The organism is Pseudomonas sp. LBUM1672 (assembly GCF_059695655.1).
Window position 1 is genome coordinate 3,992,470 of record NZ_CP166781.1, and the last position, 26,154, is coordinate 4,018,623.

Annotated in this window: 28 protein-coding genes; 10 read left to right on the top strand and 18 right to left on the bottom strand. The window is 60.2% G+C overall.

From position 1 onward, the window contains the following. Positions 1-320: 320 nt before the first annotated feature. Together ACA053_RS18185 and ACA053_RS18190 are read right to left on the bottom strand one after the other, a co-directional pair. The gene (locus ACA053_RS18185; RefSeq protein ID WP_497393322.1) at positions 321-680 is read right to left on the bottom strand and encodes a DUF6124 family protein; all 360 of its coding nucleotides are present in this window, start codon (positions 678-680) and stop codon (positions 321-323) included. A 520-nt stretch (positions 681-1,200) separates the two neighbouring features. After that, positions 1,201-1,875, bottom strand: coding sequence for an HNH endonuclease (locus ACA053_RS18190; RefSeq protein ID WP_497393323.1), 675 nt, complete (start codon positions 1,873-1,875; stop codon positions 1,201-1,203). A gap of 212 nt (positions 1,876-2,087) precedes the next feature. On the opposite strand from ACA053_RS18190, the gene ACA053_RS18195 reads away from it, so the two are divergent. The 10 genes from ACA053_RS18195 (at position 2,088) to ACA053_RS18240 (ending at position 12,189) form a co-directional block, all read left to right on the top strand. Further along, on the top strand, positions 2,088-3,281 hold the full coding sequence (locus ACA053_RS18195) for an S-type pyocin domain-containing protein (protein ID WP_497393324.1): 1,194 nt from the start codon (positions 2,088-2,090) through the stop codon (positions 3,279-3,281). Positions 3,282-3,299: 18 nt separating this feature from the next. After that, positions 3,300-3,656: a DUF6572 domain-containing protein gene (locus ACA053_RS18200; protein WP_497393325.1), complete on the top strand. Its 357-nt coding sequence runs from the start codon at positions 3,300-3,302 to the stop codon at positions 3,654-3,656. A gap of 77 nt (positions 3,657-3,733) precedes the next feature. Then, positions 3,734-4,090: a DUF6572 domain-containing protein gene (locus tag ACA053_RS18205; RefSeq protein ID WP_497393326.1), complete on the top strand. Its 357-nt coding sequence runs from the start codon at positions 3,734-3,736 to the stop codon at positions 4,088-4,090. A gap of 347 nt (positions 4,091-4,437) precedes the next feature. After that, complete coding sequence (locus tag ACA053_RS18210) at positions 4,438-5,439, top strand: hypothetical protein (protein ID WP_497393327.1); 1,002 nt, start codon at positions 4,438-4,440, stop codon at positions 5,437-5,439. Between the two features lie 172 nt (positions 5,440-5,611). After that, positions 5,612-5,743, top strand: coding sequence for a hypothetical protein (locus ACA053_RS18215; RefSeq protein ID WP_497393328.1), 132 nt, complete (start codon positions 5,612-5,614; stop codon positions 5,741-5,743). Between the two features lie 100 nt (positions 5,744-5,843). Further along, a complete protein-coding gene (locus tag ACA053_RS18220; RefSeq protein ID WP_497393329.1) occupies positions 5,844-6,041 on the top strand; it encodes a hypothetical protein in 198 nt (65 codons plus the stop codon). A 520-nt stretch (positions 6,042-6,561) separates the two neighbouring features. Beyond that, entirely contained in the window at positions 6,562-7,908 is a 1,347-nt protein-coding gene (locus tag ACA053_RS18225; protein ID WP_497312184.1) for a hypothetical protein, read from the top strand. 35 nt (positions 7,909-7,943) lie between these two features. Beyond that, entirely contained in the window at positions 7,944-10,190 is a 2,247-nt protein-coding gene (locus ACA053_RS18230) for an Ig-like domain-containing protein (protein WP_497393330.1), read from the top strand. Between the two features lie 61 nt (positions 10,191-10,251). Then, complete coding sequence (locus ACA053_RS18235) at positions 10,252-10,713, top strand: curlin (protein WP_497393331.1); 462 nt, start codon at positions 10,252-10,254, stop codon at positions 10,711-10,713. 27 nt (positions 10,714-10,740) lie between these two features. Next, positions 10,741-12,189 carry a curlin gene (locus ACA053_RS18240; RefSeq protein ID WP_497393332.1) on the top strand — a complete coding sequence of 483 codons (1,449 nt, stop codon included), beginning with the start codon at positions 10,741-10,743 and terminating at the stop codon, positions 12,187-12,189. 173 nt (positions 12,190-12,362) lie between these two features. Here ACA053_RS18240 and ACA053_RS18245 read toward each other — a convergent pair whose 3' ends face one another. From ACA053_RS18245 to ACA053_RS18320, 16 genes are all read right to left on the bottom strand, one after another. Beyond that, on the bottom strand, positions 12,363-12,722 hold the full coding sequence (locus ACA053_RS18245) for a DUF6124 family protein (protein ID WP_497393333.1): 360 nt from the start codon (positions 12,720-12,722) through the stop codon (positions 12,363-12,365). A gap of 1,074 nt (positions 12,723-13,796) precedes the next feature. Further along, positions 13,797-14,669 (bottom strand): CsgG/HfaB family protein, encoded by an 873-nt coding sequence (locus ACA053_RS18250; protein WP_109632929.1) that lies wholly within the window; start codon positions 14,667-14,669, stop codon positions 13,797-13,799. A gap of 32 nt (positions 14,670-14,701) precedes the next feature. Continuing rightward, on the bottom strand, positions 14,702-15,121 hold the full coding sequence (locus ACA053_RS18255) for a curli assembly protein CsgF (protein WP_109632931.1): 420 nt from the start codon (positions 15,119-15,121) through the stop codon (positions 14,702-14,704). Beyond that, positions 15,118-15,510 (bottom strand): curli production assembly/transport protein CsgE, encoded by a 393-nt coding sequence (gene csgE, locus ACA053_RS18260; protein ID WP_109632933.1) that lies wholly within the window; start codon positions 15,508-15,510, stop codon positions 15,118-15,120. The genes ACA053_RS18255 and csgE overlap by 4 nt, the downstream gene beginning before the upstream one ends. Further along, entirely contained in the window at positions 15,507-16,046 is a 540-nt protein-coding gene (locus tag ACA053_RS18265; RefSeq protein WP_109632934.1) for a type II secretion system protein, read from the bottom strand. The genes csgE and ACA053_RS18265 overlap by 4 nt, the downstream gene beginning before the upstream one ends. Then, entirely contained in the window at positions 16,021-16,395 is a 375-nt protein-coding gene (locus ACA053_RS18270; protein ID WP_042932745.1) for a type II secretion system protein, read from the bottom strand. Before ACA053_RS18270 ends, ACA053_RS18265 begins: the two co-directional genes overlap by 26 nt. A gap of 3 nt (positions 16,396-16,398) precedes the next feature. Continuing rightward, on the bottom strand, positions 16,399-16,872 hold the full coding sequence (locus ACA053_RS18275; protein ID WP_497312196.1) for a type II secretion system protein: 474 nt from the start codon (positions 16,870-16,872) through the stop codon (positions 16,399-16,401). 2 nt (positions 16,873-16,874) lie between these two features. Further along, positions 16,875-18,710: a secretin GspD/PilQ domain-containing protein gene (locus ACA053_RS18280; protein ID WP_497312198.1), complete on the bottom strand. Its 1,836-nt coding sequence runs from the start codon at positions 18,708-18,710 to the stop codon at positions 16,875-16,877. Further along, entirely contained in the window at positions 18,707-19,225 is a 519-nt protein-coding gene (locus ACA053_RS18285) for a hypothetical protein (protein ID WP_497312200.1), read from the bottom strand. The genes ACA053_RS18280 and ACA053_RS18285 overlap by 4 nt, the downstream gene beginning before the upstream one ends. Next, positions 19,225-19,773, bottom strand: coding sequence for a GspMb/PilO family protein (locus ACA053_RS18290; RefSeq protein ID WP_109632942.1), 549 nt, complete (start codon positions 19,771-19,773; stop codon positions 19,225-19,227). Before ACA053_RS18290 ends, ACA053_RS18285 begins: the two co-directional genes overlap by 1 nt. Beyond that, the gene (locus tag ACA053_RS18295) at positions 19,760-20,305 is read right to left on the bottom strand and encodes a PilN domain-containing protein (protein WP_162556228.1); all 546 of its coding nucleotides are present in this window, start codon (positions 20,303-20,305) and stop codon (positions 19,760-19,762) included. The genes ACA053_RS18290 and ACA053_RS18295 overlap by 14 nt, the downstream gene beginning before the upstream one ends. A 1-nt stretch (position 20,306) precedes the next feature. Next, positions 20,307-21,110: a hypothetical protein gene (locus ACA053_RS18300; RefSeq protein ID WP_497393335.1), complete on the bottom strand. Its 804-nt coding sequence runs from the start codon at positions 21,108-21,110 to the stop codon at positions 20,307-20,309. Further along, a complete protein-coding gene (locus ACA053_RS18305) occupies positions 21,091-22,797 on the bottom strand; it encodes a GspE/PulE family protein (protein WP_109632945.1) in 1,707 nt (568 codons plus the stop codon). Before ACA053_RS18305 ends, ACA053_RS18300 begins: the two co-directional genes overlap by 20 nt. Positions 22,798-22,881: 84 nt before the next feature. Next, on the bottom strand, positions 22,882-23,415 hold the full coding sequence (locus ACA053_RS18310; RefSeq protein WP_109632947.1) for a response regulator: 534 nt from the start codon (positions 23,413-23,415) through the stop codon (positions 22,882-22,884). A gap of 219 nt (positions 23,416-23,634) precedes the next feature. Continuing rightward, positions 23,635-24,588: a peptidylprolyl isomerase gene (locus tag ACA053_RS18315; protein ID WP_497312205.1), complete on the bottom strand. Its 954-nt coding sequence runs from the start codon at positions 24,586-24,588 to the stop codon at positions 23,635-23,637. Between the two features lie 14 nt (positions 24,589-24,602). After that, positions 24,603-26,153, bottom strand: coding sequence for a cytochrome c/ABC transporter substrate-binding protein (locus ACA053_RS18320; RefSeq protein WP_497393336.1), 1,551 nt, complete (start codon positions 26,151-26,153; stop codon positions 24,603-24,605). Position 26,154 lies beyond the last annotated feature (1 nt).

Consider the following 26,154-nt stretch of genomic DNA (forward strand, 5'->3'; position numbering starts at 1 on the left):
AGTCCCTATAGGGTTATAGCCCACTGTCTGGTCTTTGCCCGACATCGGGTTTTGTCCCCCTGTTTAGGGTCGCCCCCCAACCGGCCAAGCGAGATAAACGCGGTACATTTCGGGACAGGCTGGTAACGTTGGTAATACGGTCGCTGCACACGCAATAGAAAACGCCCCGATCAGCCAACAACTGATGAGGCGAACATATCGACTTAGTGGCGTGCAATCTCATCCGTGGCGAGGGGATTTATCCCCGTTGGGCTGCGGCCCCAGAAAGGAACCGCTTCTCAGCCCAACATCAATTACCGACTCACCACAACAGGCCGCACCTACTTGGGCAGATCAATCTTATCCAACACCCGATTCGCCGTGATCTCCGCCATCATGATGCTGTTGGAAATACCCAGCAGCGCGTAGCGCGACTCACCCTCCAGATGATCCACCAACTGGTGCACCATCACATCGACCGAGGCCAGTATTTCAACCAGATAAACCGCCAGGGTTTCGGCCGTAGCCTCTGGGTCCACAGAAAACAGGGTACTGCGTGTTCGCGCGGTGGCTTTGATGTCGGCATTCGACGGGAAGTGAAAGTCGAGCGCCCGCTCGGCGGCCTCATTGAGCTTCTTTGAATCGGGTTCGTACGGGGAGGCCGGATCGGTGTCCGGCGGATTGGGCGTTACTTTGAACATATGCTAGATCCATGTGTGGAGCGCCACCCCTCTTGCGACTAAACGTAAGGGGAGGCAGCTGTACGCAGGTTAGTCGACCGGGGATCTAGCAAACCGGCGCGCCCGAAGACGCCCTACGCACAGCTACCATCGAGCGCAGGCATGGAAATGACTGACTGATAGAGGATGTGCACACTAGAACCGCGGGCGACTAAACCCGATCACTGAAGGGCAGTGACGGGTATCAAGTTACCGAGCGGCCCCAAGGCGCACAAGCCGGCGGATTCTGGCGCAGCCGTAGGCAACGGCGCAAGGTTTTGTAGCTTTCAGGACGTAACCGTGCAAGCAGTTAAACAACCGCTCTCCAGAGATGTTTAAAACGCTGACACGCAGCTTCTACTCGCAATAGTGAAATGGGCGGGCTACGTCAAAGGCTAAGCGGTATGACAACTATAAATCGACCTGTAGTCGCTATTATTACCGTTGTACATCTAAGCTGGAACTGTGCACATTGCCCGTGCAACGAGCGTCCTCTACCACCTCAGTAAAGGTCACATCGCGTATGCATAATATTTCCAGAAAACTGGGCTGCGCGAATGGTTGCTCGTTCGTTAAAATCCGAGTCTCTCAACATGGAAGGCTCGTAGGAATAACGTAAGCCCGCGAGGTCGTACAACGCTCTATAGTTTTCAGCGCCCATCTCTTGGTTGCAACGCTCGCACAAAGTAACTAGATTTCTGAAGCTCGTTTCACCCCCTTTAGAAAAGGGTCTGACATGTTGAAGTGTTAACTGATTAACGTCCGAGCAGATAACGCATTGGTTATTATCGCGATCTAGAATTCGCTGTTTGAACTTGCCGCGGAAGGTGCGTTTTCTAACTGACGGGGATGCGATCTCAATATCCGTAAAGGATCCGTATGGTGAAATCAGGCATTCGCGCTTTTTCAACCAATGGCCCATGTGTTCTCTGGCAAAATCAGCATCCGCAATTGCCCAACCCTGAATGCAAGTCCAATCATAAAAAGCCCTTTCATCTTGAACAAACATATAGCTCAATCCCAACTCATCCAGAGCGACAGAGAATCCCTCCTTGTTAACTAGCGATGGAGTGCGGAACTCGAGTCCGGTAGGACCTGGTTTACTGCCGAGTGTATAGGTAGAGAAATAGCCGAATCCCCCACACACCAGCTTCAAATCAAATGCATAGGCGCTCATCTATATCTCGCTTAACTGTTTTGAGTAGCTTCAGGTGGGGCTCCGTGCAACCGATGGGATAAAAGGGTCACGGCACCACTGGTCAAACGGTAAAGACACCAGCTGAAGAATGAAAGCTTTTCTAAGTAGAGTCAAAGTGCCACTCATTGCCACCCCAAACCCCAGCTGTCACCCTGCGCCCCGTTCAAAGGATCAGGACAAGGAATCAAGGATTGAGTGGCTACGTACCCAACCCGCCCAAGGGTTATCGCAACAGCGGTGTCGAACCTGTCGATACCAGCGCTCAGCACTGGGCGCAATACAAAGAACTCCCGCCCAAGCCAGACTCAGCGCCCGACCCGCTAGGCTGTGTTTTCGCCAAGAGTTGCACCCTGCCAGACGGCGAAATCAATCACACCAACCCGGCAGGGTTTGTACCCGTCGAAAAGCTGGCCGATTACGGACTATGGGCAGTGTTGGGCACTGGGGCCGCAATCACCGCTCAAGGCACCTCACTCCAACTGGTAGCCGGCTCCGCAACCGGTAGCGCCATTGCCCAACGGCTGGGCGGCTCACTGGCACTCAATCTGTTGGCCGGGTCTGGCACTGTGGCGGCGGGGGCTGCCGTGGGCACCGTTGCACTGTTAATGCCCAACACCAGCCTTGCACCCGACAGTGCGTTCTACAAAGACGAACAGTACGCAACGCTTGAAGCGGGCCGTACACGCGTGCGCATCAACGTAAAGACCTTGCCCGATGGCTCCGTTAACGCTTACGGGTTCTACACTGGCGGCAAAAAGGATTGGGAACAGGTGCCTGTCATCAAGGCGGATAAGGACGGCGAGAATTACATTGCTGACTTAGGCAACGGCATTGGCCTGACCTGGACGCCCGCAGCAAGCCCAGACGGTGTCTTGGGTATTCCGGCACTCGAAGGCGCGCCACAATTGCCACCCGTGTGGGTGTACCCACCCACGCCGCAATCTGACACGCTGTTGGAGAACCCAGCGCATCCTCCAGAGTTCCAGGATGCAATCATCTGGTTCCCTCAGTCGGGTATTCCGCCGATTTACATCGTGCTCAGCACGCAGCTAGAGCAGAACAAAGCGGCAGGCGCTGCGTTTGAGGAAGAATCCTACGAAGGGTTTTCCGAAGAAATGGAAGAATCAGGACAACAGGTCACCATCAAAACAGAGAGCGGTACCCGAACCCGCCTCGATATGATCGGTAGAGACGCCAATGGCGATATCGCCTGCGTCGAATGTAAAGCCTCCGAAACGGCACCACTGACGCGCAATCAGAAGCGCGCATTCCCGGAAATTGAACACAGTGGTGGGCGCATTGTAGGCAAGGGTAAACCCGGTTTCCCCGGCGGCACAGAAATCCCGCCTACCCGAGTAGAAATCCTGCGACCGCCGCAAAACTAACGCAATAAAGGAACTGTCATGTCAGTAACAGACGCCAAAAACATTGATATGTGGGGCATCCCCAAATGGGACAACAGCAAGATCATTCTCGGCATCTCTGATCATCTCGAATGGGGCGACAAAACCCAACAAGGTGAGCACCTGCTGTTGCTACAAGAGAAAATCAATGCCTACGTCGCCTTCATCGAAAGCGGTGAAATCTACACCGAGATTCCCGGCGCACTAGGCAAATCGCCTGTCATCCGTGTTCAGGGCAAGTACGAACTACCCGAGCAAGGCGAAGTATTCATTGATCGCGTTGCCCAGACACTGAAAGAAGTGGGCATTGGATTCGAGTTCGTGCTTAAAACGGATAAAGAACAAAGCAACCAGTGACAGGGCGACAAGTCCCCGCCTGTCCAGCACTCTGGAAGGGTCGTTTGCACGCTGACCGTCCCTCTGAAGGAGCAGGCATGTCCATCGTAGAAACCAACGTCGTCGATATCATTGCAGTACCCGATTGGGAGCCCGACCAGGTGATCCTGGTCATCACCGACCACCTGGAATGGGGTAACAAAACCCAACAGGGTGAGCACCTGCTGTTACTCCAAGAGAAGATCAACACCTACGTGGCCTTCATTGAGAGCGGTGAATTGCTGGAAAGCTACCCACCGTCCAAAGGCAAAAAACCGAAGATCCGTATCAATGGCTTGTACGAACCACCCGAGCAAGGCGAGTTCTTCGTAGACCGCGTAACCGAGGTGCTGAAGGGCGTGGGCATTGGGATGGAGTACGTACTTGATGCCAACGAGGCAATACGCAACATGTGACCGAAGTAGCCGCACATACGCAGGGGCATCCATCGGCCTAGGTGTTTCAAGCATTGGGCACCAACAAAAAGCGGCCAATCTCTGAAGCGATCTAAAGCCTTCCAGACTCGTCTGGCTCCGCTTGCCGGGCTAACTAACCAACGCCCGCGATAAACGCTTTATAAAGTCGTTCAACCAGACTAAAACGTGCAGTCAGTCCGAGGTTGTGGATCTAAACGACATGACCGTCATCAAGGTCAGTCGAGTACAGCCGACACAAAGGGATCGAAAACGCTTCCTTGGTAAGGAAGCGACCACCAAACTACGGCTTGGCAAACAAGCGTCTGGCCTACAAGGAGCGTTACTCAATGCTAGACCTCATCTACATCGTGGAAGAACCAACCACATCCAACCCAACACAGGGCAGTGGCACCGACTCCTCAGTAAATTTCACAATGCCTGGTCGTGACAACAACATCGGTGGCATGACGGGTGGCGCGGCTCTTGCCGGTGTGACAGGCGCAGCAGCACTTGCAACCGGTGCGAGGTTTCTCGTCGGCCCTTTACTGCCAGCCACCTTGATAGCCTCCGCATTGATTAGTGTTCCGAGTTTGTTGCCTTCGCTCACAAAGGAGCGCAACGCAAAAAGCGAAGAGCTAGAAGCAGCGAAGCTAGAAGAAGCACGTTTACTCGCCGCGTATGTACAACAACACTCATTGTCCCGCAGCCAAGCTAAGGCCGCAGGCTACCGCTTCCAGCCGGGCCATCCTGTCGTTGGCAAGACTTACCGGAAACACCCGCTGACCGACTACCCGAATCCAGATAACGGAAGTCTCTACATCCCAAGCGATAGCTACGACGCCATCCTACTGGAAGAACGCGAGTCGGAACTGATCAAGCTACTTGTTCATCTCGGGGCCACCAAAATCAGCATCACTAAAAAAGCTTCCGATAAAACCCGCAGCACCGTCACCGCTGAAGCATCGGTTCAAGTCGGCCCTATGGGTGGTGGTGACGTCAATTACACCGGTAAAACCGAACGCGACACCGACACATTGGATACCCGTGAATTCTCGTTAACCGGCAGGCCTTGGAAAGCCGACAGCAAAGTCGAACGTGAAAACTTCTTTTGGCTCTCCTATGAGCCCTCCTGGAAAGCCGTAGTATTTGCCCGCGAAGTCGGCGGCTGCCTGACAGCCTCTCTGGAAATTAAAGAAAACACGTCGTTTTCGACGGACAAAAACCTGGAACTGTCGGTCAAGGCAAAACTAGTTGAGGTCGGCGCACAGGCAGGTATTTCGAATCTCGGGGCAGAAGAAAAAACATACTTCGTCAGGGCGGAATTCGCACCGGTAAACCATAGCGTTTGACCAAGAATCTAGCCGCTCAGGAGTGGCCTCGGTAGAAGCCACTTCTTTCTTTTGCTAGACAACCAGTAGCCCGGGTGGTTGCTCACTGCCACAACCTCCCTAAACCCGATTAAAAGCCCCGCCACAAATACCACCCCAAGCTGTGCGCACCATCTCCACCAAAGCGCATATCATGAAACCCCTCCACATCTTCAAACCCTGCACCCACACCGCCATGTGCGGCACCACCCTCAACATCACCGAAGCCGACCTAACCGCCGGCTGGGTCAAATCCCTGTCCGCCCCCCGAAGGCCTAATCGCTGAACCCCAACAAGTCGACGCCACCTTCGCCGAACACATCGCCAAGGGCAGCTACAAAAAAATCTCCGCCTCTTTCTACCGCCCAGACGCCGCCAACAACCCCGTGCCCGGCGTCTACTACTTACGCCACGTCGGCTTCCTCGGCGCACAACCTCCCTCGGTCAAAGGCCTGCGCCCCATCGAACTCGCTGACGGCGAACGAGGCGTCATCGAATTCAGCGACCACGGCCACTACCTCAGCGCCGACCTCTGGCGCCGCTTCCGCGAATGGCTCATCGCACAATTCAACGCCGATGGCTGAGCGGCAACGAGCGTCTGAAAATGATGGGCTTTGCCCTAGGACGGGATGCGTCCAACCTCGCTGAGGCTTTCGCTGCCGAAAACGCTGTCGTTACGCAAATCGCGCAATGGATTGCCGAAAAGCTAATCAAGGACAGCTAAAAAAACAAAGGCAGCGAAGACATCATCTCCGCTGCCTAACCCGCCCCCTCAGTTTCCGAAACTCCCTTGCACCACACGCAACAAACCTAAACTCCATTTACCTCGCACCCAAGCCCGAGTTTTTCGCGCTCGGCATCAGTTTGCCCGACATCGGGTTTTGTCCCCCCCACCGATTCCCCGCACACCCCACTGCCCCCACCTACCCCCAATGCTGGGGACAATCGCCCGCTCGCGCCCTCGGCGACGCGAAACCGTTTGCGCGCTACACGCCCTCGCTGCGGGCCTCTCCCGGCCGTTTTCAAAGATTGGTATGGAAGTTGCCGAAGCCCTCTCAACTGACCCATCCCTACGGGGCAGGTACTTCGATAGAGGGAATACTCATGCACCCTTTACTGTCCAAAACGGCGGCCGCTCTGGTCGTCAGCGCTCTCGCCCAAGGTGTTGCCCAGGCAGCGCTGTTTGCCGTAGACCCCGGCCCCTATGTGCCCGCCAACGGCTCGTTCGCCGCCTGGTATCAGGACTCCCATGGTCGAACCCTCGACCTGTGCCTGTCCAAGGCGCTCAGTTCGCGAGTCCCGAGTGCTCCCGGCGCTCCTTCGTACATGTGCTTGTTGGGTGCGACCCCCGGCGTTTTCGACGACACGCAGCCGATCGTTTTCCCGAGCAACTTTCCCGATGAGGCGTTCTGGTTCACCGGCGACGGCTCCATCGTCGATGCCGCACGGGGCATCGACCTGACCTATGTCAGCGCCGTGGAAGCCGCCTTCGCCGCTGAAGAACCGAAAGAAGGTGACCAAGTCAGTTTTGGCCGCATCCGCATTCGGGTGGATGTGCCCACCGCCGGCGTCTACACCATCACCCACCCCTACGGCGTCGATATCTTTGACGTTCCCGCCGGTGGAACTCGTGCCATCAACATGACCCGCGACATCGGCATCGGCACGCCGAAAACCTACGACGGCGCCCTCAAGAGTGACATCGGCCCGTTCCTGCGCAGCGTCAATGGCCCCTACACCGAGACCAACCCGGTCACCGGGTCGGCCGAGCAATTCGTAGGCGATCCGAACCTGGAAGAAGCCTTCACCGGCAGCCCTTTCAATACCAACTACATCCGCATCGAAGGGCCTAACGGTCTGGACTTGCGCACGACGGTCATGGCCATTTCCGGCAAGTTGTCGACGGTGGTTCGCCCCACCCCGATCATTGCCGAGCGCAGCACTTACTCGCGCAAGGCCGGTGAAAGCGCTCCGGTAGCGCAGCAGGACGTATTCGTCATGGCCCCGCCGCCACCGGCCACCGTGACCCTGGACAGCAACAGTCCGGTGCTGAACCTGACCGAAGCCGACACAACCGGCCACTGGTACGCCCAGTCCGCCACCAACCCGACATTGCCGAGCACCTTGCAGGTGACCGCCGACAACCACTTGGCCATCCCCACCAGCACGCCGACCACGATACCCATGGCGCTGACTGACCTGGTGGTGATCTCGCAGGCCCAGTACAGCCTGAGCACCGGACAGATCACGATCGTGGCTTCGACCAGCGATGAGACATCGCCGCCGGTCCTCACGGCCACCTCCGGAACGGGTGTTGCCATCGGCTCTCTCAGCGGCGACGGCGCAGTGAAATCCCTGGCGACCGGCATCTCGCCGATTCCACCGGCCAAGGTTCGAGTGACGTCATCCAATGGCGGCAGCGACACCGAAGAAGTGGTCATCGTGCAATGAACGCACTCATGCCCAGATCCTCATCAGGAGGCATCATGAACAAATTGCCACGCCTGGCGCTCAACGCCCTGGGACTGACTCTATCGCTGTCCGGCAGCGCTTTCGCGCAGCTCAACGCCGTCGACCCCGGCCCCTACACCTTCGCCACCGGGAAATTCCCGATGTGGTATCAGGACAACAATCTGCTGTCGCTGGAACTGTGCCAGTCGCGGGCGACCAGCTCGCGATCGCCTGGCGCACCGGGCGCGCCTTCCTACATGTGCATCCTCAATCCGGAACCCGGGGTTTTCGACGACACCCTGCCGATGGTGTTTCCGGATAACTGGCCACCGGAAACGTTCTGGTTCCTCGCCGAGACCAGCATCAATGATGTCGGAGGTTATGGCGTGGATGCCTACGTGGCCGGGATTGAAGCGGCATTCGCTGCGGAAAACCCTGTCGACGGCGACCAGGCAAGCTTCGCGCGGATTCGTCTGCGGGTGAACGTGCCTGTCGCCGGGACCTACACCATCACCCACCCGTACGGGGTGGAAACGGTCAACGTCACCACGCCGGGCCGTCGGGCGATCAACATCACCCGCGACATCGGCATTGGCGCACCGGGGAATTTCTCGGGAGCCCTCAACGGGGACGTCGGGCCCTTCCTGCGCAGCGTCAACGGCCCCTACACCGAAGTGAACCCGGACACCGGCGCCATCGAGACGTTCGTCGGCGATCCGAACCTTACCGAAGCGGTCACCGGCAGTCCGTTCAATAACAACTTCCTGCGTGTGCAAGGGCCGGCCGGGACCATCCAGACCACCCTCTTCACCGTGTCCGGCAAAGTCCTCGACAGCCGTGCGCAAACCCCGGTGGAAATCGGCCGCGCCACTTACCGCCGTACTTCGTCAGGCCCGGGCACCAGCAGTACCCGGGTAGAAGTGTTTGGCAAATCGACCAACGGCTCGAGCCTGTGCTTCCGCGAAACCGTGGCCCTGGTGGTCGGACCACCGCAGTCGCCCTGCCTGACCAACATGCTCGGCGACAACAATGGCCAGTTCTTCGGCCAGCGCCTGACGGGCTCCACCGTTCCTCCGGTGGTGGTGGTCACCGCCACCAACCCGGCCGGCACCACCCGGCCGACGGCAGTGTCGAGCAAGGTCACCGACGTAGTGAAAGTCCAGACCGCTCGCTACAACTGGAGCACTAACAGCCTGCTGATCGAGGCCTCCTCGTCCGACGAAGTGGCGGTGCCAGACATGGTCGTGCAGGGTTACGGACGTCTGTCGAAATCCGGCACCCTGCAACAACTGACCATTGCCGACCTGACTCAGCCACCGGCTACCGTCACGGTCAAATCCGCCTCGGGCGGCAGCGATACCGAGCCTGTCGTGGTGGTCGGGACTGCTCCGGAAAGCGGTGAGAACCAGGCACCACTCTCGGTCGCCGACACCGGCAGCACCAGCTTCGGTGTGCCGCTGACCCTCAACCTGCTGGCCAACGACAGTGACCCCGACGGCGACACGCCGCTGAGCATCACTGCGCTGACCCAGCCGGCTGCCGGGCAAGGCACCGTGGCATTGAGCGGCACGACGTCGGTGGTCTACACCCCACCAGCCGTGGTCACTGCACCGCTGACAACGACCTTCACCTACAAGGCTCAAGACGTCAAAGGCCTGGCCTCGACCGCTCCGGCGACCGTGACCATCACCGTGGCGCCTAACCAGTCTCCGGTGGCCGTCGCCGACAGCATCGCGACCCTGGGCGTGGCGATACCGATCAACGTGCTGGCCAACGACACCGATCCGGAAGGCAACGTGCCGCTCGCCGTCGCCAGCCTGACCCAACCGGCAACCAATCGCGGCAGCGTCAGCACCAACGGCACCGTCATCACCTACACCCCACCGGCCACGGTCACTACGGCCTTCACCACGACCTTCACCTACATCGCCCGGGACAGCTTCGGCGCCCTGTCGACTCCGGCGACGGTCACGGTGCAAGTCTCGCCACGGCCTGCTGCGGAAACCTTCACGGTGACCACGGCAGCGGTGTCGGCCCGCTCCAATAACCGCTTCACCTGGGACTTTTCGGGCACCTCATCGGTGATTACCGGCAACACCATCACCGTGCAGGTCACCACCCCGACCGGGCTGGTCACGCTGGGCAGCACCACGGTGCCGGTGACCGGTCGCTGGAGGCTGACGGTGAACAACAGCACCACGGTGATCCCGTCCGCTAATCCGACGGCGACCATCCGCTCATCCCAAGGCACCGTGCGTACCGTGACGGTTATCTCCAACTGAGCCCTCGCCCCACCCGCCGATGTCGGCAGGTGGGGCCAGCCTCTTCCCACAGGACAACGCCATGAAAACGCCGATCGCCGCCCTGCTCTGCCTGCTTCTGCTTTGCAGCAGCGCAGGCGCGCGCGCCGACGATTTGATGGAAAACGACGACCTGGCACCTTCCGCTGACCTCGGCGAGTTGCCTCCACCGGTGGGCCAGCACGCGCTGATCGACCAGAACGGCCAGGCCAACGTGGCGCTGATTCAACAGAACGGCCAATCGTTGCTCGGCACCATCGTCCAGTCAGGCAGTAACCAGGAAGCGTACATCCTGCAACAAGGCAGCGACCTCATGGCAATGATCACCCAGCAAGGTTCCGGCAACGCCGCCTCAATCACACAGAACGGCAGCCATAACCGCGCGCAGATTTCCCAGAACGGTAATAACAACGACGCCAGCATCAACCAGGCCGGTACGGGGCTTTCAAGCGCCGTGACCCAGTCGGGGAACGGCATGAGCGTTTCGGTCAAACAGTATCGCTAAAGCACTGCACCCCTTGGAGGTTTCATCATGTTCAAACTGACGCCCCTCACCGCCGCCATCCTGGTCATGGTCAGTGCCCAGGCGATGGCCGACGACAGCGTTTCCACCCAGGCCCAGGTCGGCACCGCCAACATTGCCGAAGTGAAACAGACCGCGGCCCCTTTCAGTACCGCAGCCCAACAGCAACTGGGTGAGGGTAACGATGCCATGGCGGTACAAGACACCGCCACCGGCACCATCACCCAGGATCAGGTCGGCGACTTCAACGCCGGTTACGGTGAGCAACTGTTCGAGAACGGCAGCACCATCGTCCAGCAACAGGTCGGCAGCCTCAACACCAGCCATGCCAGCCAGTCGATCGGCATGGGCGAAAACCAGGCACTGCAACAACAGACGGGCAGCGGCAACTTCTCGTTCCTCTATCAGGACAGCCAGGAAGCCACCAAAGGCCAGACCTTCCAGTTCGGTGACGCCAACGAGGCCAATATCGAGCAGATCCAACTGGGCATCGCCAACAACGCGACGATCATCCAGTACGGCACCGCCAACTACGGCACCGCCGAACAGATCGCGCACATGGGCGGCGAGATCGGCATCAACCAGGCCGGCGAAGGCAACTACGCCTATGGCGACCAGCGCGACGGCAACGGCGGCGTCATCACCATCAACCAGTTCGGTGATTTCAACGGCAGTGAGGTCTGGCAAGGCGCACAAACCGCGAGCGAGGCCACCGTCAACCAGTACGGGCAAACCAACGAAGCTGTGGTCGACCAGAGCTTCGGCCAAAACAACAACGCCCAGGTCCTGCAAGTCGGCGACGTCAACGCCATCTATGCTGACCAGTTCGACTCCGTCGGCTCGGTGCTCGCGCTGTACCAGCAAGGCACCGGCAACGTGCACTTCACCTATCAGAGCGGCGACAGCCATGTGCTGACCGCCACCTCCGTGGGCACCGAAAACAAGGTCTACGCCAGCAACTGGAAAGGCCCGCAACTGGGCGGCCAATTCGGCAGCAACCAGCGTGCGACCGTCACCCAGGCGGGCAACGGCAACATCGCCAGCTTTAACCAGGATGGCGTCGGCCACATCATGACCACCAACCAGACCGGTAGCGGCAACAAAACCACGGTCAGCCAGGCTGAAAACTACAACGAGCTGTACTTCGACCAGAACGGCAGCGACAACATCCTGATCGCCGACCAGCGCGGCACCACCAACCTGGCCCAAGGCACCACCAACGGCACCGGCAACACCACCGAGTTCGACCAGTCCGGTACCGGCAACCAGGCGTTCACCACACAGCTGTATGGCAGCGACAACATGATCACCGTCAAACAGGCTGACAGCATGAACGTCGCGTACGTGACCCAGGGCGGTACCGGCAACACTGCCAGTGTCGATCAGAGTGGCATGACCCAGATGGCGACGGTTCAACAGATGGGTGCTGACAACCGGGCGACCGTGCTGCAGCAATAATCGCAAGGCATAAAAAACCGCGGCCCTTGGGGGAGGGTCGCGGTTTTTTTTCGGTGAGTCTGTGGCGAACTGGATGCCTGACAAGCCCGCATTCACCGGTTTTACGACGGCTTCGCCGCCGAGCGGGAGCAAGCTCCCTCGCCACAGAAACTCTCTCACCACAGACTCAGCGTTTACGCCTGCGGAACGACGTTATCCAGCGCCCGATTCACCGCCAGCTCGCCCAGCATGATGATTTGCTGGAGGGCCAGCATCGTGTTGCGGTGCGGGCCTTCGAGAAACGCGGCGAAGTCGCTGGCCATGACACTGGCTGAAGCCAGGGATTCGCAGGCGTTGAACAACAGGGTTTCGGTGTCGACATCCGGGGCGATGAGGTAAATCGTGCTGGGCTTGCGTGCTGGGATCGCGCTTTTCAGCGGATTGAGATAGTGATCCAGCGCACGGTCGGCGGCTTCGTTCAGCTTTTTTGGATCGAGGGGATCGTAGGGGGAAACGTCGTCGGAGTGCGGGGGATTGGGTGTGGTTTTGAACATGGTGGATCTCCATTTATACCTGTTGGAACCACCAGCACCTGTCGCTAAACAAGTAAGGGTGGCAGCTGTACGCAGGTTAGCGAACCGAGAGGTATAAGACCCGGCAGACCCGAGGGTCTCCCGCGCACAGCCACCATATCGAAACTGCAGACATGCGCCTGCAATAAAGACGGAGCGTTGTTGCGCTTATACCTGATCAGGTCGCTAAACCCGATCGCTGATTGGCAGCGATGCGGAAACGATAAAGATCAGGCACAAAGCGCACAAGCCGGCGGATTCTGGCGCAGTCGTAGGCAACGGCGCAAGAATCTGTAGCTTTCAGGAAGTAACGCTAAACACTTTTAAACATAGCCCTCCAAATCAACACACATTCCCCCTGTGGGAGCGAGCCTGCTCGCGATGGCATTGGGTCAGCCGACATCAAAATTGAATGACACACCCCCATCGCGAGCAGGCTCGCTCCCACAGTGGATGGGTGTATGACTTGAGGATAATGGTCGGCTATCAGGCCGCCATCGCTGGCAAGCCAGCTCCCACAGGGTTCGGTGTACACCTGCAAGAGATTGGTCGGCCGTCAGGCCGCCATCGCTGGCAGGCCAGCTCCCACAGGGGGTCGGGGTGCATCAGCAAGAGATTGGTCGGCTGTCAGGCCGTCTTCGCGGGCAAGCCTCGCTCCTACAAAAACGGATTGGCGTACACCGTTTGCTTCTCACCACTCATCAGGCCGAGCGTTAGCTCGCCTGCAGCTTTTGATCTTGATCTGCCCGCCCCGTCGGGAGGCTGAGTGGAGGTGTTCATCCGGGGAGTGGCGCGCAGCGCCGTTCGACGCAGTCGAACACGCTGCATGTAGGTCGTCGCGAAGCAGACCGGAGGGCAGTGTCCCCGGATGGATACCGGAGCGAAGGAACGCCGAGCCTAAGCGAGGGGCCGGACGTTGGGGCGAAGCCTTTTGGTTCCTTTTTGGCGTTTGAAAAAGGGACTCGCCGTAAGGGCGAAACCATAAGTAGCCGTTACCGCAGCAATGGATATGTACTCAGTCAACAAGAACCAGGTCGGCCCGAAGGCCGCCTAGGCTCACTCTTCCTCACCCTCACCCTCAGGCACAACCTTGGCCTGAGTCAGATAACGATCCAGCGTCGCATTGTTATCAGGCGAAGAATTATCCCCGGCAACCTGCCACAAACGCCGCTCAATCCCCTGGGCCAAAAGATGCCCGACGGCCGCCTCGATCGCCGACAACACACACAATTGCGCCGGCTCGTTCGTGGTGTACCCGACCTCAGCCTCAAGCAACTTCTTGAACTCGATAAACTTGAACACCCCGGCACTGCGACCCACCGAGTAAATCGTCTTGCTGGTCATCACATTCGCCAGCACCTGCCCACTGCGCACATCCACCGCCCGCAGGTTGACCGTGACCTGATCTATCCGATACTCCCGGGAAATATCGATCCCCAGGTAGCGCGCCCCTTCCCCGCCACTGCGCACATTGGTGTCGTAGGCGATGATCCCGCCTTCGAGCATCATGTTCGCCGCCTGCAGCGGAGGCAGTTCACCCTGGATGTTCACCGGCGTATTGGGCTTCTTCTGCGAGGCGCGGATGATCTTGCGCTCGGTCAGCAGGTTCTGCAGCCCCTCACGTTCCAGCACCACAAACCAGCCACTGGCCTGCAACGCATCCATCAACATGCTCGCCGCGCCCTGGGTCACGCTGGTCGAAAACGAACTGGCCGGGGTCGGTTTGTACTGCCCGGTCTGGTCCCGGAAGCCGTACACCACCGCCATCAACCGGCCCTTGGGTCGTGGCATGTTGATCAAGTCGTAATAGGTCGACGCCCGGGGTGTCAGGGTCGGTGATTCGGTGTCCTGCTCGGCACCCACGTTCTCGCGCAAACTGCACCCTTGCAATGCCGCCAACATCAGCCCCAGCGCTATTATTTTTTTCATGTCCGTCTCTCCCCATCCGACCCGAATCCCCGTCAAGGGGCGAGGCCATTCACCTGGATTTCCGAAATTTCACCGGTCGCTCGGTCGGTCACCTCAATGGTCAGTGCACCGGAGTCGTCGACGACGTTAACGATAAAAGCGTCGGTGGACAGGCTCCCGGTATTGCCCGTGGAGATGTTGTCCAGCAACTGCCCCAGCAGCCGCGATTGCAACTGGCTGGTGAAGCGTTCGAGGGCCGAAGTCCCGGCCACCGACGTGCGGTTTTTCAGGTCTGGATCGTCGTAATCGTTTTGCGCCTGAGCGTTGTTCAGCAACCAGGTACCGTTCAACGGGTTACCGCCGAACGAGGGGTTGATGGGCGTGTAAACCAGCTCCGTGGCGTGCACCAGGCTGCAACTGCCCAGCCCGATCAACCAGAGCCCGAGGTTCCGTGAGACAGTTTTCGTTTTCATAATTCGTCCCTCTCAAGGTCCGTAGTGTCTTGCAACAAGGCTTCCAGCTTGCGCTGGACAATCTGTCCGCGAACCCAGTCGGCGGCTTCATAGGCCTCGTCCTTGAGTTCCACGGTGTTCGGCGGCAGGAAGCGCCGATAAACCAGTCGCTGCTGATATTCCACGGTCACCAGGCTGCCCCAGCGTGCCGAAGGTCGTTCGCGAACCACCAGGTTGAAATCCATCGGGCTGGTGGCACGCAGGCGTTCACTGAACGAGTAGTAAAAGTCGTGGCCGATGTGCGAGATCGTGTCATCGACGATAAAACCCTTCATTTCGTCCTCCTCGCTGGCGCTGGCGAACATCGCCACACCGGCAAGGATCAGGGCCGACAGCCACTGGCGGTTCATGGCGTCACCGCCTGCGGCGATCCGGCCTGGTTTTTCACCGGGCCCGAGGCGCCATCGAGGAAGGCTTTCTCGGCCACGAACTGCCAGTCCTTGTAGCTCGCCATGCCGGTGAAGTCCGACCACTGGCTGGGAAAATCCGACTGCTTGAGCGGCAGGTCGGTGGAAGGACTGCTGAGGCCGGTGATGCGCCCGTCGAAGCCGCGCATCAAGGTCCATTCACCGCCGCCAATCGGGTCCGGGTACAGCTGGCGAATGTGATGTTTGGGCGTTGGAAAACGCTCGTCCTGCAACAGGTCCTCAAGCTCTTTGGGGTACTGCGCCAGACCCGGCGAACTGCGGTAATAACTGCGCAATGCCTGGGCATATTGAGTGCCGACCCACAGCAACTGACGTTCGCGATCACGGCGCGAGGCGGTGGACCACAACTCGCCGGCACTGGCCAGGCCCATGCCCATCACCATGATCAGAAACAGCACGCCCAGGTAAGTGAACCCGGCCTCGTCGGCGGGCTTACCACTCGGAATAAAGGCTGCCATCACGCGCCCTCCCTGTGGCACCGCTTTTGATATCGGCCACCCCGCCCGGTACGCCGTCAGGCGGCGCGACCAGCACCCAGAGGTCCTTGCGTTCGGAAATCGGGTCCATCGGCGGGTTGCGCAAGTAACGCTGCTCCACCAGCTGTTCCAGGGAATCGGGATAGCGCCCGGTGTCGCCGTAGTAGTGATCCAGGGCTTCGCGCATGGCCGACAGGCTCTGGCGCAGCGTGGTTTCTTTCGAAGCCTCGAGGCTGTTGAAATAGCGTGGCAAGGCGATGGTCATCAGGGTTGCGATGATTGCCATGACCACCATCAGTTCCAGCAGGGTAAAACCCTTTTCCCGACGCATGATTCACCACTCCTTGTACGCGATGCCGTTGAGCCCCTTGCCGCGTGCATGGGAGTAAACGTCGAAGACGTCTTCGCCCTCCCGCGGGTTCTGAGCCGTACTGTCGTAAGAGCGCAAGCCCCAGCCACCTTCGTCGTCACGCTTGACCGGCGTCAGCGGGTCATGGGGCACGCGCCGCAGGAAGTAGAACTTGGCCCCCTTGGCGCTGCGCACATCACGCACCCCTTCCACCAGCACTTGCAGGCTCGGTGGATAGCCGCTGCTGTTCAGCGACTTCTCGATGTAACCGGCGTCGAAGGCGCGTTTGTAGGCGTCTATGGCGTCGCGGATCTGGTACAGCGCCGTGCGTAATTCCTGCTCTTTGCCCCGGCGCACCACGGTCTCGGTCAGTGGCGCGGCCATGCCGGCCAGCAGGCCGATCAGGGCCAGCGTCACCACGACTTCGATCAAGGTAAAACCACGTTGCGAGGCGTTCATGATCAAGGCTTCTCGACGACGACAGTGGTGGTATTGGACGCAACCGGCCGGTCGATGTGTTCGTTCTGAATCGGCGCCGGCATCCGACGGTCAGGCGCCTGGATGTGCATGCTGGTTTCGGTGCCTGTGGGGAACTCCATGTCCGACGGGCTCTGGTACGGCAGGTTGCGCACGATGCGCGGAGTGATGGAGAGCACCAGTTCCGACTTGCCGACGGTGTCCTTGTTGCTGCCGAACAACCGGCCAAGACCTGGGATGTCGCCAAGGCCCGGAATCTTGTTGCCCGTGGCGCCATGGTCATCGCGCATCAGGCCGGCCAGCACTTGGGTTTCGCCGTCATGCAGGCGCAGGGTGGTCTGGGCGTTGCGGGTGTCGACCTGCACCGGAATCGTGCCCTGGCGGGTCGGCTCCAGCGGCGTGGCGTTACTGACTTCCAGGGCGATCTTGATCGCCACTTCGTTGTTCAGGTGCACGGTTGGCTGCACTTCGAGCTTCAGACCGACGTCCAGGTAGGTGACGCTTTCGGTGATGACCGGGCCTTGGGTCGACGGCACCGAAGTGGCGCTGATGATCGGCACGCGCTGACCGATGTGGATGCGCGCCTGTTCACGGTTGCTGACGCGGATCACCGGGCTGGCCAGGGTGTTGATGTCGTTGTCCTGGGCGTTGATCTTGGCCTGCGGCGACGGCGAAATGCTGATCCGGCTGGAGTTGATGCCTTTGAGTTGATCGAGCAGGGTCACCGCCGACCCGTCGCTGTTGACCACGCCGAAGGTGTTCGGCCATTGCAGGCCAAGGTCGAGGATGCGTTGGGTGGCGACTTCCATCACTTCCACTTCCAGCACCACTTCCGGGTTGGACTGGTCTTGCGATTGCAGGAGTTTCTCGGCCATGCGCACAGCGTCTTCGCTGTCGCGCATGGTCAGGGTGTTGAGGCGTTCATCGACGAACACGTCACGGGTCTTGAGCATGGTCTTGATCATGTTCAGCGCGGTGTTGGCATCGATGCTGGTCAGGTAGAAGGTGCGCATCACCAGCTCTTGATAATCCTTGAGTTTCTGCGGCGAGTCCGGGTAGATCAGCAAGGTGTTTTCGTTCACCACTTTCTGGTGCAGCTGGTTCTGTTGCAGCAGCAGTTCCACGGCGTCTTCGATGCGCACGTCACGCACGAAGATGGTGGCTTTCATGTCGGGGCGCAGGTCTTTGTCGAAGATGAAGTTCAAACCGGCGACCTGGGACAGCACCTCGAAGATGGTTTTCAGGTTGGCGTCGCGAAATTCCAGGGTCACCGGCCGGTCGAGACGGGTGCGCAATTGTGGGTAAGGAATGACGTTGCGGCTTTGCACCAGACGGATATTGCTTTGCAACTCCAGGGCGCCTTCATTCTTGGGGTCCAGTTCGAGGATCTGTTTGACCTGGCGATCGGCACCGTAGATGTCGCCGCGACGCAGGTCGCCCCGGGCCAGTTCGAGTTTGTCATCGAGGCTGCGCATGTGTTCGAGTTGGCGCAGGGAATCCTGGGCACGGCGGTTGTTCGGTTCGAGGGTCAACACCCGGCTATACGCCATGCGTGCCGACGCGAAATCACGCTGGGCGCGATCCATGTCGCCCTGGGCCAACAACGCCGTCACCGCACGAGCGCGGCCGCTGGTCAGGGCGATGTGCAACTCAGTGTCGCGAGGGTTTTCCTTGAGCCCTTCCTCGATACGGGCCAGGCCGGCTTCGTACTGCCCCGACTCCATCAGGTCGGTCCCCTCCTCTTTGGCAACCTGCGCCGAGCTGCACGCGGCCAGCCCAACGCAAACGCAAAGGCTCATCATCAAACGGGATCTGTTCATTGCGTGCTCCCCACAGACAAGGTCTGGGACAAATGCAGAGGCAGGTAGACAAAGCTGAGTTCCACATCGGAAATCCCCTCGATCCGCCAGGTGTCGTCGATCACATCCCCTTTGCGTACGACGTATATTTTTTCGCCGTTCTGCAAAAACACTTGCAGGTCGGAACGGTCATGGAGCTTGCCGACGAACTGGAAAGGCATCGGCGGTACGCTGGGGACTGGCACCACCGGGGTCTGGTTGACGGGTTGTTCGGTGACGCTGGCCAGCGTGGGTGCAGCCTTCCAGCTGCGGGCGGCGAACAGGTCGCCGGACGGGCTCAGGTCCTTGATCACCGCTGGTTTGCCGCTGACTGAAGCAGCCGGCAGCGTGCCGCGGGTTTTGCTTTTGATCGGTTTAGTCGTGGTCGCAACCGACGCCTCGCCTTCGTCCGACGGCATGAAGTAATCAGGCCCCCAGGTCAGCGCCGCGGCCACACCGAAGAACGCCACCCAACCCACTACGCGTTTGGTATTCATCATGACCTCGACAGGTAAAGGGTCATGCGGATCCGCCCGGTCAGGTCGGTGTCGGCGATCTTTTTACGCTGGAACTCCACGTCCTCCACCACCACGGCCGGCAACTGGCCAAGCAACGCGTGCAGGAAGCGCCGCAGTTGCGGGTAGCTGCCACGCACCGGCAACAGAATCTGATAACGCGCCAGATGGGTCTTGGGGTCGATGCCCAGTGAATATTCGCCGCGGGCCAGGGTGATGTGCTCCTGAGCCGCCAGCGCGTAAATCTTGTCGATGGCCACGGTGGCTTGGGGCTGCGACGGCAACTTGCTGCGGAAGTCGTCGAGCTGACGTTGCGGGATCACCGGGGCGGCGACACTGCCGTCCTCGACCTTGGCCAGGTACTCGCCGGCTTCGCGGGTCTGCTGGCTGAGGGTTTGCAGCGAGTTCCAGTCCGGCATCAAGCCACCCAGGGCCCAGACCAGCGCCAGCAGCAACATCGCCAGCCCTGCCAGCCCCGGCACGCCCAGGCCTTGCAGGTATTCGTGGACGATCAATCTAGAGATTCGCATCGCCGATCTCCCAGCTAGCCGACAGGTTGAATTGCACCGGTTGTTCCGGCGATTTCACGACGATTTCGTGGCTGAGCAGCGACACATCGGAGAGCTCGTCGCTGGCTTCGAGGCGGCGGTGGAAGTCGAGCATCGCTTCCAGGTCCCGTGCCTCGGCGCTGATGCGCACCTGGCCTTTGCGGGCATCCGGGGTCAGGGTCAGCAAGGCGACGTTGTCGCGCGGCATGGCTTCGAGCATGGCGAACAAGCGTTCCCAGGGCCGGCGCAGTTGCTGCGAGACCTTGCGCATTTCCGCCAGGTTCTGCGCCTGCTCGCGGGTTTCGGCCGGGCTCAGGGTGACTTTGCTGCCGGTGTCGCCGGTGAGTTCGCGCTGAGCGTTTTGCAGATGGCCTTGCTGTTGCGAGGCCTGTTCGGCGACGTGCTGCTGGGCGACAAAACAGGTCACCACCAGCACCACGCCGCCCGCCAACAGGCTCCAGCCCAATGGGCCGGAGCGGCGGCGTGGCTGGAAGTCGAGCGTCAGGGCGCGCATGTCAGGCCACCGCCCGGGACATCACGTACAAACAATCGCGTACGCCAGTCCGGTCCTCTTCGAGGGTGCGCAACTGCACACCGGGTAAGTCGGGTTGCACATCGATGCGAGCTGGTGCGTGCAGGTAAACGTTCAGCGGCCGGTCGCTGGTGGAAGCCTGCAACTGGCTTTCCCGGCCGATCAGCGCGGTCAGTGCGGCATCGCTGTCGCTGCTGCCCACCGAACGCACCGAGGTCCAGCGCCCTTCCCTAGCCAGCAGCAAGACACTGCGCACAGGTTCAGCAACCACGAACAGGAAGTCGCCGACATCAAGGCTTTTATCGAAGTGATTGAACGCCGCCATCAGGTACGGCTGCACCGAACGCAGGCGCAAGCCTCGACCGCTGACCAGGCTGCGCAGACGCGCCAGCAAGTCTTGCGGCAGCGCAGTGGCGATCCGGTCGTAACCCGCGGGTTCCGCCGACAGCACCATGTTCCAGGGTTGGGTCGGTACGCCGTAGAGGTCTTCGAAACACAGTTGGGCATACCCGAGCAATTCGTCAGGGCTGGTGATTTGTTCGCTCCAGGGCACCAGGCAGAAGCGGCTGAAGTGACCGGAAACCACCACGCTCAATTCCGCACCGGCGGGGGCGTGTTCGCCCAGCAAACGGTCGAGGGTTTCAAGGGCGACGGCCCAGGCGTGGAAGCCTTCGTCGATAAAGCCGACGCTGCCCAGCCACAGGGTGTCGCCACCCTTGCGCTGGCCCAGGCCGACACCACTGGCGCCGAGCACGGCGATATAACGATCACGAGACAAAAGTGACACGATTGATCTCCTCGAGCGTGGTCCGCCCCTCAGCAACCAGTTCCAGGGCTGACTCGCGCAACAAGCGCAAGCCACGTTTGCAAGCGTGTGCCTTGATCTTCGAAACCGGTTGGCGCTCGACGATCATTTGCCGCAGTTCGTCGTCCAGGTGCAGCAGCTCGGCAATCGCAGTCCGCCCGCGATAACCGGTGCCGCGGCAATGGCCGCAGCCTTTGCCATGGACGAAGTGGTAGTGATCGACCTTTTGCGGATCGAGCCCGGAGAGGCGCAGTTCTTCATCGGTCGGGTTGCTCGGCGCGCTGCAACTGGCGCACACCAAACGGATCAGCCGCTGGGCGAGCACGGCGTTGAGGGCCGAGACGAGGCTGTAAGGGTCGATTTCCATCTGGGTGAAGCGGCCGATCACGTCGAACACGTTGTTGGCGTGAATGGTGGTAAACACCAGGTGCCCGGTGAGAGCCGATTGCACGGCGATCTGGGCGGTGTCGGGGTCGCGGATTTCACCGACCATGATTTTGTCCGGATCATGGCGCAGGATCGAGCGCAGGCCACGGGCAAAGGTCAGGCCTTTCTTTTCATTGACCGGGATCTGCAGCACGCCCGGCAGTTGGTATTCCACCGGGTCTTCAATGGTGATGATCTTGTCCACGCCGTGGTTGATCTCGGTGATCATCGCGTAGAGGGTGGTGGTCTTGCCGCTGCCGGTCGGGCCGGTCACCAGCACCATGCCGTAAGGTTCGGCGGCCAGCCGGCGCAACTGGCGCAGGGTGTCTTCTTCAAAGCCCAGGGCCTGCAATTGCACGCCGCTGACCTTGTCCGCCAGGTCTTGTTTATCAAGCACCCGCAGCACCGCGTCTTCGCCAAAAATGCTCGGCATGATCGACACCCGGAAGTCGATCTGGCGGCCGCTGATGCCGATCTTGAAGCGACCGTCCTGGGGCACGCGTTTTTCGCCGATGTCCAGTTCGGCCATGACTTTGACCCGCGAGATCACCTGCTCGGCGAACTCGCTGCCCTGGATTTTGCTGATGTTGTTCAGCACGCCGTCGATCCGGTACTTGATCACCAGGCCGCTGCCGGTGGTGCCCAGGTGGATGTCGCTGGCGTGCATTTTCAGCGCATCGTAGAGGGTCGAGTTGACCAGTTTGACGACGACGCTGGCGTCTTCGCTGATGCTGGTCAGGGACAGGCTTTGCAGGGTATCGATTTCGACATTGGCGTCGGCCTGGGCGTTGAGCGATTCCACCGCGTGGAAGCTCTCTTCGTGACGCGCCAGATAGGCTTTCAGGTCGTCGGCATGCACCAGGTACAGCGGCGCGCCGTGCAGGCAGTCATCGATCCAGGCCAGGCGCGAGGTGTCGAACGGGTCGGCAAACACGCCGATGACCGCATCGTCGTGACGCAGCAGGATGAATTCGCGCTTGAGGCATTGGGCCAGGGTGACCCGGTCGAACACCGGGGTGGCTTGAAACAGGGTGTCGGTGTCGAGCACCGGATAATGCAAGGTAGCGCCGAGGCTCTGGATGAAGGGCATGGGGGCCAGTTCGCACAACACCCCGAGGGCCTCCAGAACCCGCTCGCCGGAACTGGTTGCCCGGGCCCGGGCCTGGGCCAGTTGTTCACTGGAAAAGCGAGACGGTACACCTTCCAACTGCGCCGGTTCTACGGCAAGGGATAGACGGTCCATGGCATGCTCTCCAACGCCGGGGGCTTTGAGCCCTGTCGACGCGGCGAGCAATTACGGCATGTACCGGAACGGCTTGTCGCGCCACTACTCCCCGGTGAGCAATTGTTCGTCGTCTGGTGCCTTGGAGGTCGATGAACTTCGTCGACGATCTGCCAGCACCCAACTACCGTCGTACAGCTGCAGCGGGAAGCTTTCGGTCCTGCTCTGGCGTCGTTCGACGAATCCTTCGGATGGGCTCGCGCCTGTTCGGTTTTCCCGCTCCATCCCTAAAAGGTCACAGACTGCACGGGCCAATTCCGCCAACGGAAACGGTTTGAACAGGATATGGCTGACTCCCAGTTGCCGGGCCCGCTCACAGACTTCAGCGGTTGGGTGCCCGGTAATCAGCACAAAATGGCACTTCCTGTTCTGGCGGACGGCATCGAGCACCTGAAAGCCTTCCATATCGGGCAAGCGGTAATCGAACACCATCACATCGGGTGCAAAACTCTTGGCTACGCCAATCGCTGCTTCACCGTTGTGAGCTATCCGGACTTCCAGCGCTTGCGCCTGCAGGTAACCCTGGAGGTTTTCCGCCAGCAGCTGTTCGTCTTCAACAACCAGTACTTTGTTTAACAAGGTGGACTCCTTGAAACCGCAGGTCCGATATTCGTGCCTGGGAGTACGCGCCTTAATTAGGCTAACGCACACTTCATGCCAGACTGAGCGCCGGTTTTCGACCGCTTCATCTCTATGATTTTCATGAAAAAATCTTTTCGTTCAGGAACCCCGTCCCCCAAAGGCGGGGAAGCGCTCGGAATTGCCCCTGAAGCTTTCCCCACATTTGGGGGGGACGCTTCAATCATCGTCAATCCGTTCGATACGATTGCTTGATCGCAGCTGCGCCAGAACCTGAAGACGCGCCTGGTCCTTTTGCTGTCGGGCAAGGTAAGCCCGAACCATTTCAAGCCCCTGAGATTCTGAGACATCGGCGGCCTCCTGGTGGTTCTGCACGTCAATCAAATGCCAGCCCAACGGCGTGCGCACCGGTGCGCTGACCGCCCCCGGTGCCAAGGCAAACGCCGCCGCTTCGAACTCCGGCATCATGCGCCCACGAGGAAAATAGCCCAGATCCCCGCCTTCGGTAGCGGAAGCATCTTCGGAGCCGGCCCGGGCCACGCTGGCAAAGTCCTCGCCCTGGCTGATTTTCACCCGCATCTCTTCTAAGCGTAGCCGGGCTGCTTCAACTGTAGCGGCCTCGGCGCCCTGCGGCACTTTGACCAGGATGTGCCGCGCCTGGATTTGCTCCGGTGTGCTCATTTCGGCGCGATGTTCCTCGTAGAACGCGCGGACCTGTTTTTCGTCGGGCTCAGCCGCCTGGACCAGCTCGGCAAACACCTTTTGTGCCGCGAGCTCGCGGCGCGTGTACTCGATATAAGTGGCTTCGTCGAAACCGGCGTCTTCGAGCCGGCGGGCGAACACCTCGGCGCCACCGATCGCTTGCCGCGTCTGCTCGACCTGGCTTTGCACCACTTCATCGCTGATCACCACCCCGCGCTTGCGCGACTCCTGCCACAGCAGCTCCTTGTCGATCAGGGCATCCAGCGCTTTCTGGCGCAATTGTTTGTACGCCTTGGGGTTGCGAATGCTGCCCACGGCGCGACCCTGGTCCTCCAGGAATTCGGCGAAATAACGCTCCAGGCGGAACTCCGAAATTTCCTCGCCGTTGACGCGCGCGGCGGCCGGGCCATTGCTGGCGAACGCCATGTGGCCCCACAGCGTCAGCAGGATCAGCAGCGTCTTGAATTTCATCATGAGGCCTCCCGTCAGGGTGTCGCAACAATGGGTTTGTACGGTGCGACCAGATAAAAGCGCTGGTCCTGCAAATCTACGGTGACAATGTGGGCACCGCTCAAGCCCAGGCGGCGGCCGGGACCGAAGCTGAGCAGCGGGGTCAGTCCGGTGTCGAAATCGTGCAGGCCTTCCAGGGCGCTGATGAACTTGTCGCGGCTGGCGTCGCGCCCCGCCTGCTTCATGCCTTCGCTCAACAGCAGCATCGAACTGTAGGCGCCGACTTGCAGCACCGCGTGCTCACCGCCCAGTCCCTGGTTCTGACGCAATTGGGTCAAGGCCAGGCGTCCGGCCTGCGTCCAGTCACTGGGCACAAACGGATACGCCAGAAACACCCGTCGGGAAAAATCACTGGGCACTTGAAACAGGTCTCCGGCCACCTGATTCGACGCGGCGAACAGGTAAGGCACCTGCCCCGCCGTTTGCAAACGCTCGGCGAGGCGACTGAAACCGCCGCCGCTGCCCAGGTAAAACACCGATCGCGAGCCCAGCGGTAATTCGTCCTGCGCCGAGGTGTAGGTCTGCAGCCGCACTTGCTGCCAGGCGTGATCCTGCAGGTGCTGGCCAAGGGTCTGCGCCGCCAGCCGTTGGCTCGGCTCATCCGGGTAGACAATCAGCGTCGGCCCTTGGAGCAAGCGCAAATGGGCAGCGCCGTAATCGGCCAGGGCAATCAGTTGCTCGCGAAGCCCGGACAGCGGCTCGAATATCTGCCGACTGGCCGGGGCCATGCCCTGCAGCGAGAGCGGCCCGATCAGCGGAACACCGGCGCGTTCCAGCCGCATGACCAGCTCAGTATCGAGCGCGGGTGCCAGCGGCGCGATCAGGGCGAACACCTGCTCCTGTTCGATCAAGCGGTCCAGCGCCTGTTCGGCACTGGCGCGATCCGGGCCCGGATCGAGAATGGTCAGGCGTAGTTGCCGGCCATGAATCCCGCCCGCCTGGTTGATCCGCGCCACGCTGCCCTTGAGCACCGCTGCCACGGTGGCGCCCTCCGCGCTCAACGGTCCCTGCCTCGGCAACAAGGTGCCCAGGTGCAGGCTGTCGGCGGTCAACCCCGGATCGCGGTCTTCGGCCACGCGCTTGAGGTAGGCCGTGAGGTTGCGCTGATCATTCATCGACATCACGAACCGTGGCATCGCCGGGTCCAGCCGATTGTTCGCCGAATCACGCCCTTCCTGGATCGCGCGGGCCAGCGCGCCCTCGGTGTAGGCCGGGTAATTGCGGCCGTTGACCTGTTGCTGACCGTAACTGCTGGAGAGGCGCGACCAGCTGATGTCTGGCGGCCGTACCCCGCCCTCGGGTCGTCCCTGGGCATCGGCGCCATGGCAATTGGCGCAGGGCAGACTGGTGGCCGGCAGCAGCATGCCGGCCGCGCCCACCCGGGCCATGATCGGTTCACCGCTTGCGGACACGCCCTCGCGATACAGCCGTTTACCGGCGCTTTCGCTGGGGCTCAGCGGCAACGCATTAGCGGTGAAGCTGATGCCGCCAATCAGTAGCAGGCCGAGGACGAGGGCAATTTTCATG

Bases quoted from the DNA above. Each gene is read 5' to 3' on its own strand.
- ACA053_RS18185 (WP_497393322.1), bottom strand. From the start codon at position 680: ATGTTCAAAGTAACGCCCAATCCGCCGGACACCGATCCGGCCTCCCCG.
- ACA053_RS18190 (WP_497393323.1), bottom strand. From the start codon at position 1,875: ATGAGCGCCTATGCATTTGATTTGAAGCTGGTGTGTGGGGGATTCGGC.
- ACA053_RS18200 (WP_497393325.1), top strand. From the start codon at position 3,300: ATGTCAGTAACAGACGCCAAAAACATTGATATGTGGGGCATCCCCAAA.
- ACA053_RS18205 (WP_497393326.1), top strand. From the start codon at position 3,734: ATGTCCATCGTAGAAACCAACGTCGTCGATATCATTGCAGTACCCGAT.
- ACA053_RS18210 (WP_497393327.1), top strand. From the start codon at position 4,438: ATGCTAGACCTCATCTACATCGTGGAAGAACCAACCACATCCAACCCA.
- ACA053_RS18215 (WP_497393328.1), top strand. From the start codon at position 5,612: ATGAAACCCCTCCACATCTTCAAACCCTGCACCCACACCGCCATGTGC.
- ACA053_RS18225 (WP_497312184.1), top strand. From the start codon at position 6,562: ATGCACCCTTTACTGTCCAAAACGGCGGCCGCTCTGGTCGTCAGCGCT.
- ACA053_RS18230 (WP_497393330.1), top strand. From the start codon at position 7,944: ATGAACAAATTGCCACGCCTGGCGCTCAACGCCCTGGGACTGACTCTA.
- ACA053_RS18235 (WP_497393331.1), top strand. From the start codon at position 10,252: ATGAAAACGCCGATCGCCGCCCTGCTCTGCCTGCTTCTGCTTTGCAGC.
- ACA053_RS18240 (WP_497393332.1), top strand. From the start codon at position 10,741: ATGTTCAAACTGACGCCCCTCACCGCCGCCATCCTGGTCATGGTCAGT.
- ACA053_RS18245 (WP_497393333.1), bottom strand. From the start codon at position 12,722: ATGTTCAAAACCACACCCAATCCCCCGCACTCCGACGACGTTTCCCCC.
- ACA053_RS18250 (WP_109632929.1), bottom strand. From the start codon at position 14,669: ATGAAAAAAATAATAGCGCTGGGGCTGATGTTGGCGGCATTGCAAGGG.
- ACA053_RS18255 (WP_109632931.1), bottom strand. From the start codon at position 15,121: ATGAAAACGAAAACTGTCTCACGGAACCTCGGGCTCTGGTTGATCGGG.
- csgE (WP_109632933.1), bottom strand. From the start codon at position 15,510: ATGAACCGCCAGTGGCTGTCGGCCCTGATCCTTGCCGGTGTGGCGATG.
- ACA053_RS18265 (WP_109632934.1), bottom strand. From the start codon at position 16,046: ATGGCAGCCTTTATTCCGAGTGGTAAGCCCGCCGACGAGGCCGGGTTC.
- ACA053_RS18270 (WP_042932745.1), bottom strand. From the start codon at position 16,395: ATGCGTCGGGAAAAGGGTTTTACCCTGCTGGAACTGATGGTGGTCATG.
- ACA053_RS18275 (WP_497312196.1), bottom strand. From the start codon at position 16,872: ATGAACGCCTCGCAACGTGGTTTTACCTTGATCGAAGTCGTGGTGACG.
- ACA053_RS18280 (WP_497312198.1), bottom strand. From the start codon at position 18,710: ATGAACAGATCCCGTTTGATGATGAGCCTTTGCGTTTGCGTTGGGCTG.
- ACA053_RS18285 (WP_497312200.1), bottom strand. From the start codon at position 19,225: ATGAATACCAAACGCGTAGTGGGTTGGGTGGCGTTCTTCGGTGTGGCC.
- ACA053_RS18290 (WP_109632942.1), bottom strand. From the start codon at position 19,773: ATGCGAATCTCTAGATTGATCGTCCACGAATACCTGCAAGGCCTGGGC.
- ACA053_RS18295 (WP_162556228.1), bottom strand. From the start codon at position 20,305: ATGCGCGCCCTGACGCTCGACTTCCAGCCACGCCGCCGCTCCGGCCCA.
- ACA053_RS18305 (WP_109632945.1), bottom strand. From the start codon at position 22,797: ATGGACCGTCTATCCCTTGCCGTAGAACCGGCGCAGTTGGAAGGTGTA.
- ACA053_RS18315 (WP_497312205.1), bottom strand. From the start codon at position 24,588: ATGAAATTCAAGACGCTGCTGATCCTGCTGACGCTGTGGGGCCACATG.
- ACA053_RS18320 (WP_497393336.1), bottom strand. From the start codon at position 26,153: ATGAAAATTGCCCTCGTCCTCGGCCTGCTACTGATTGGCGGCATCAGC.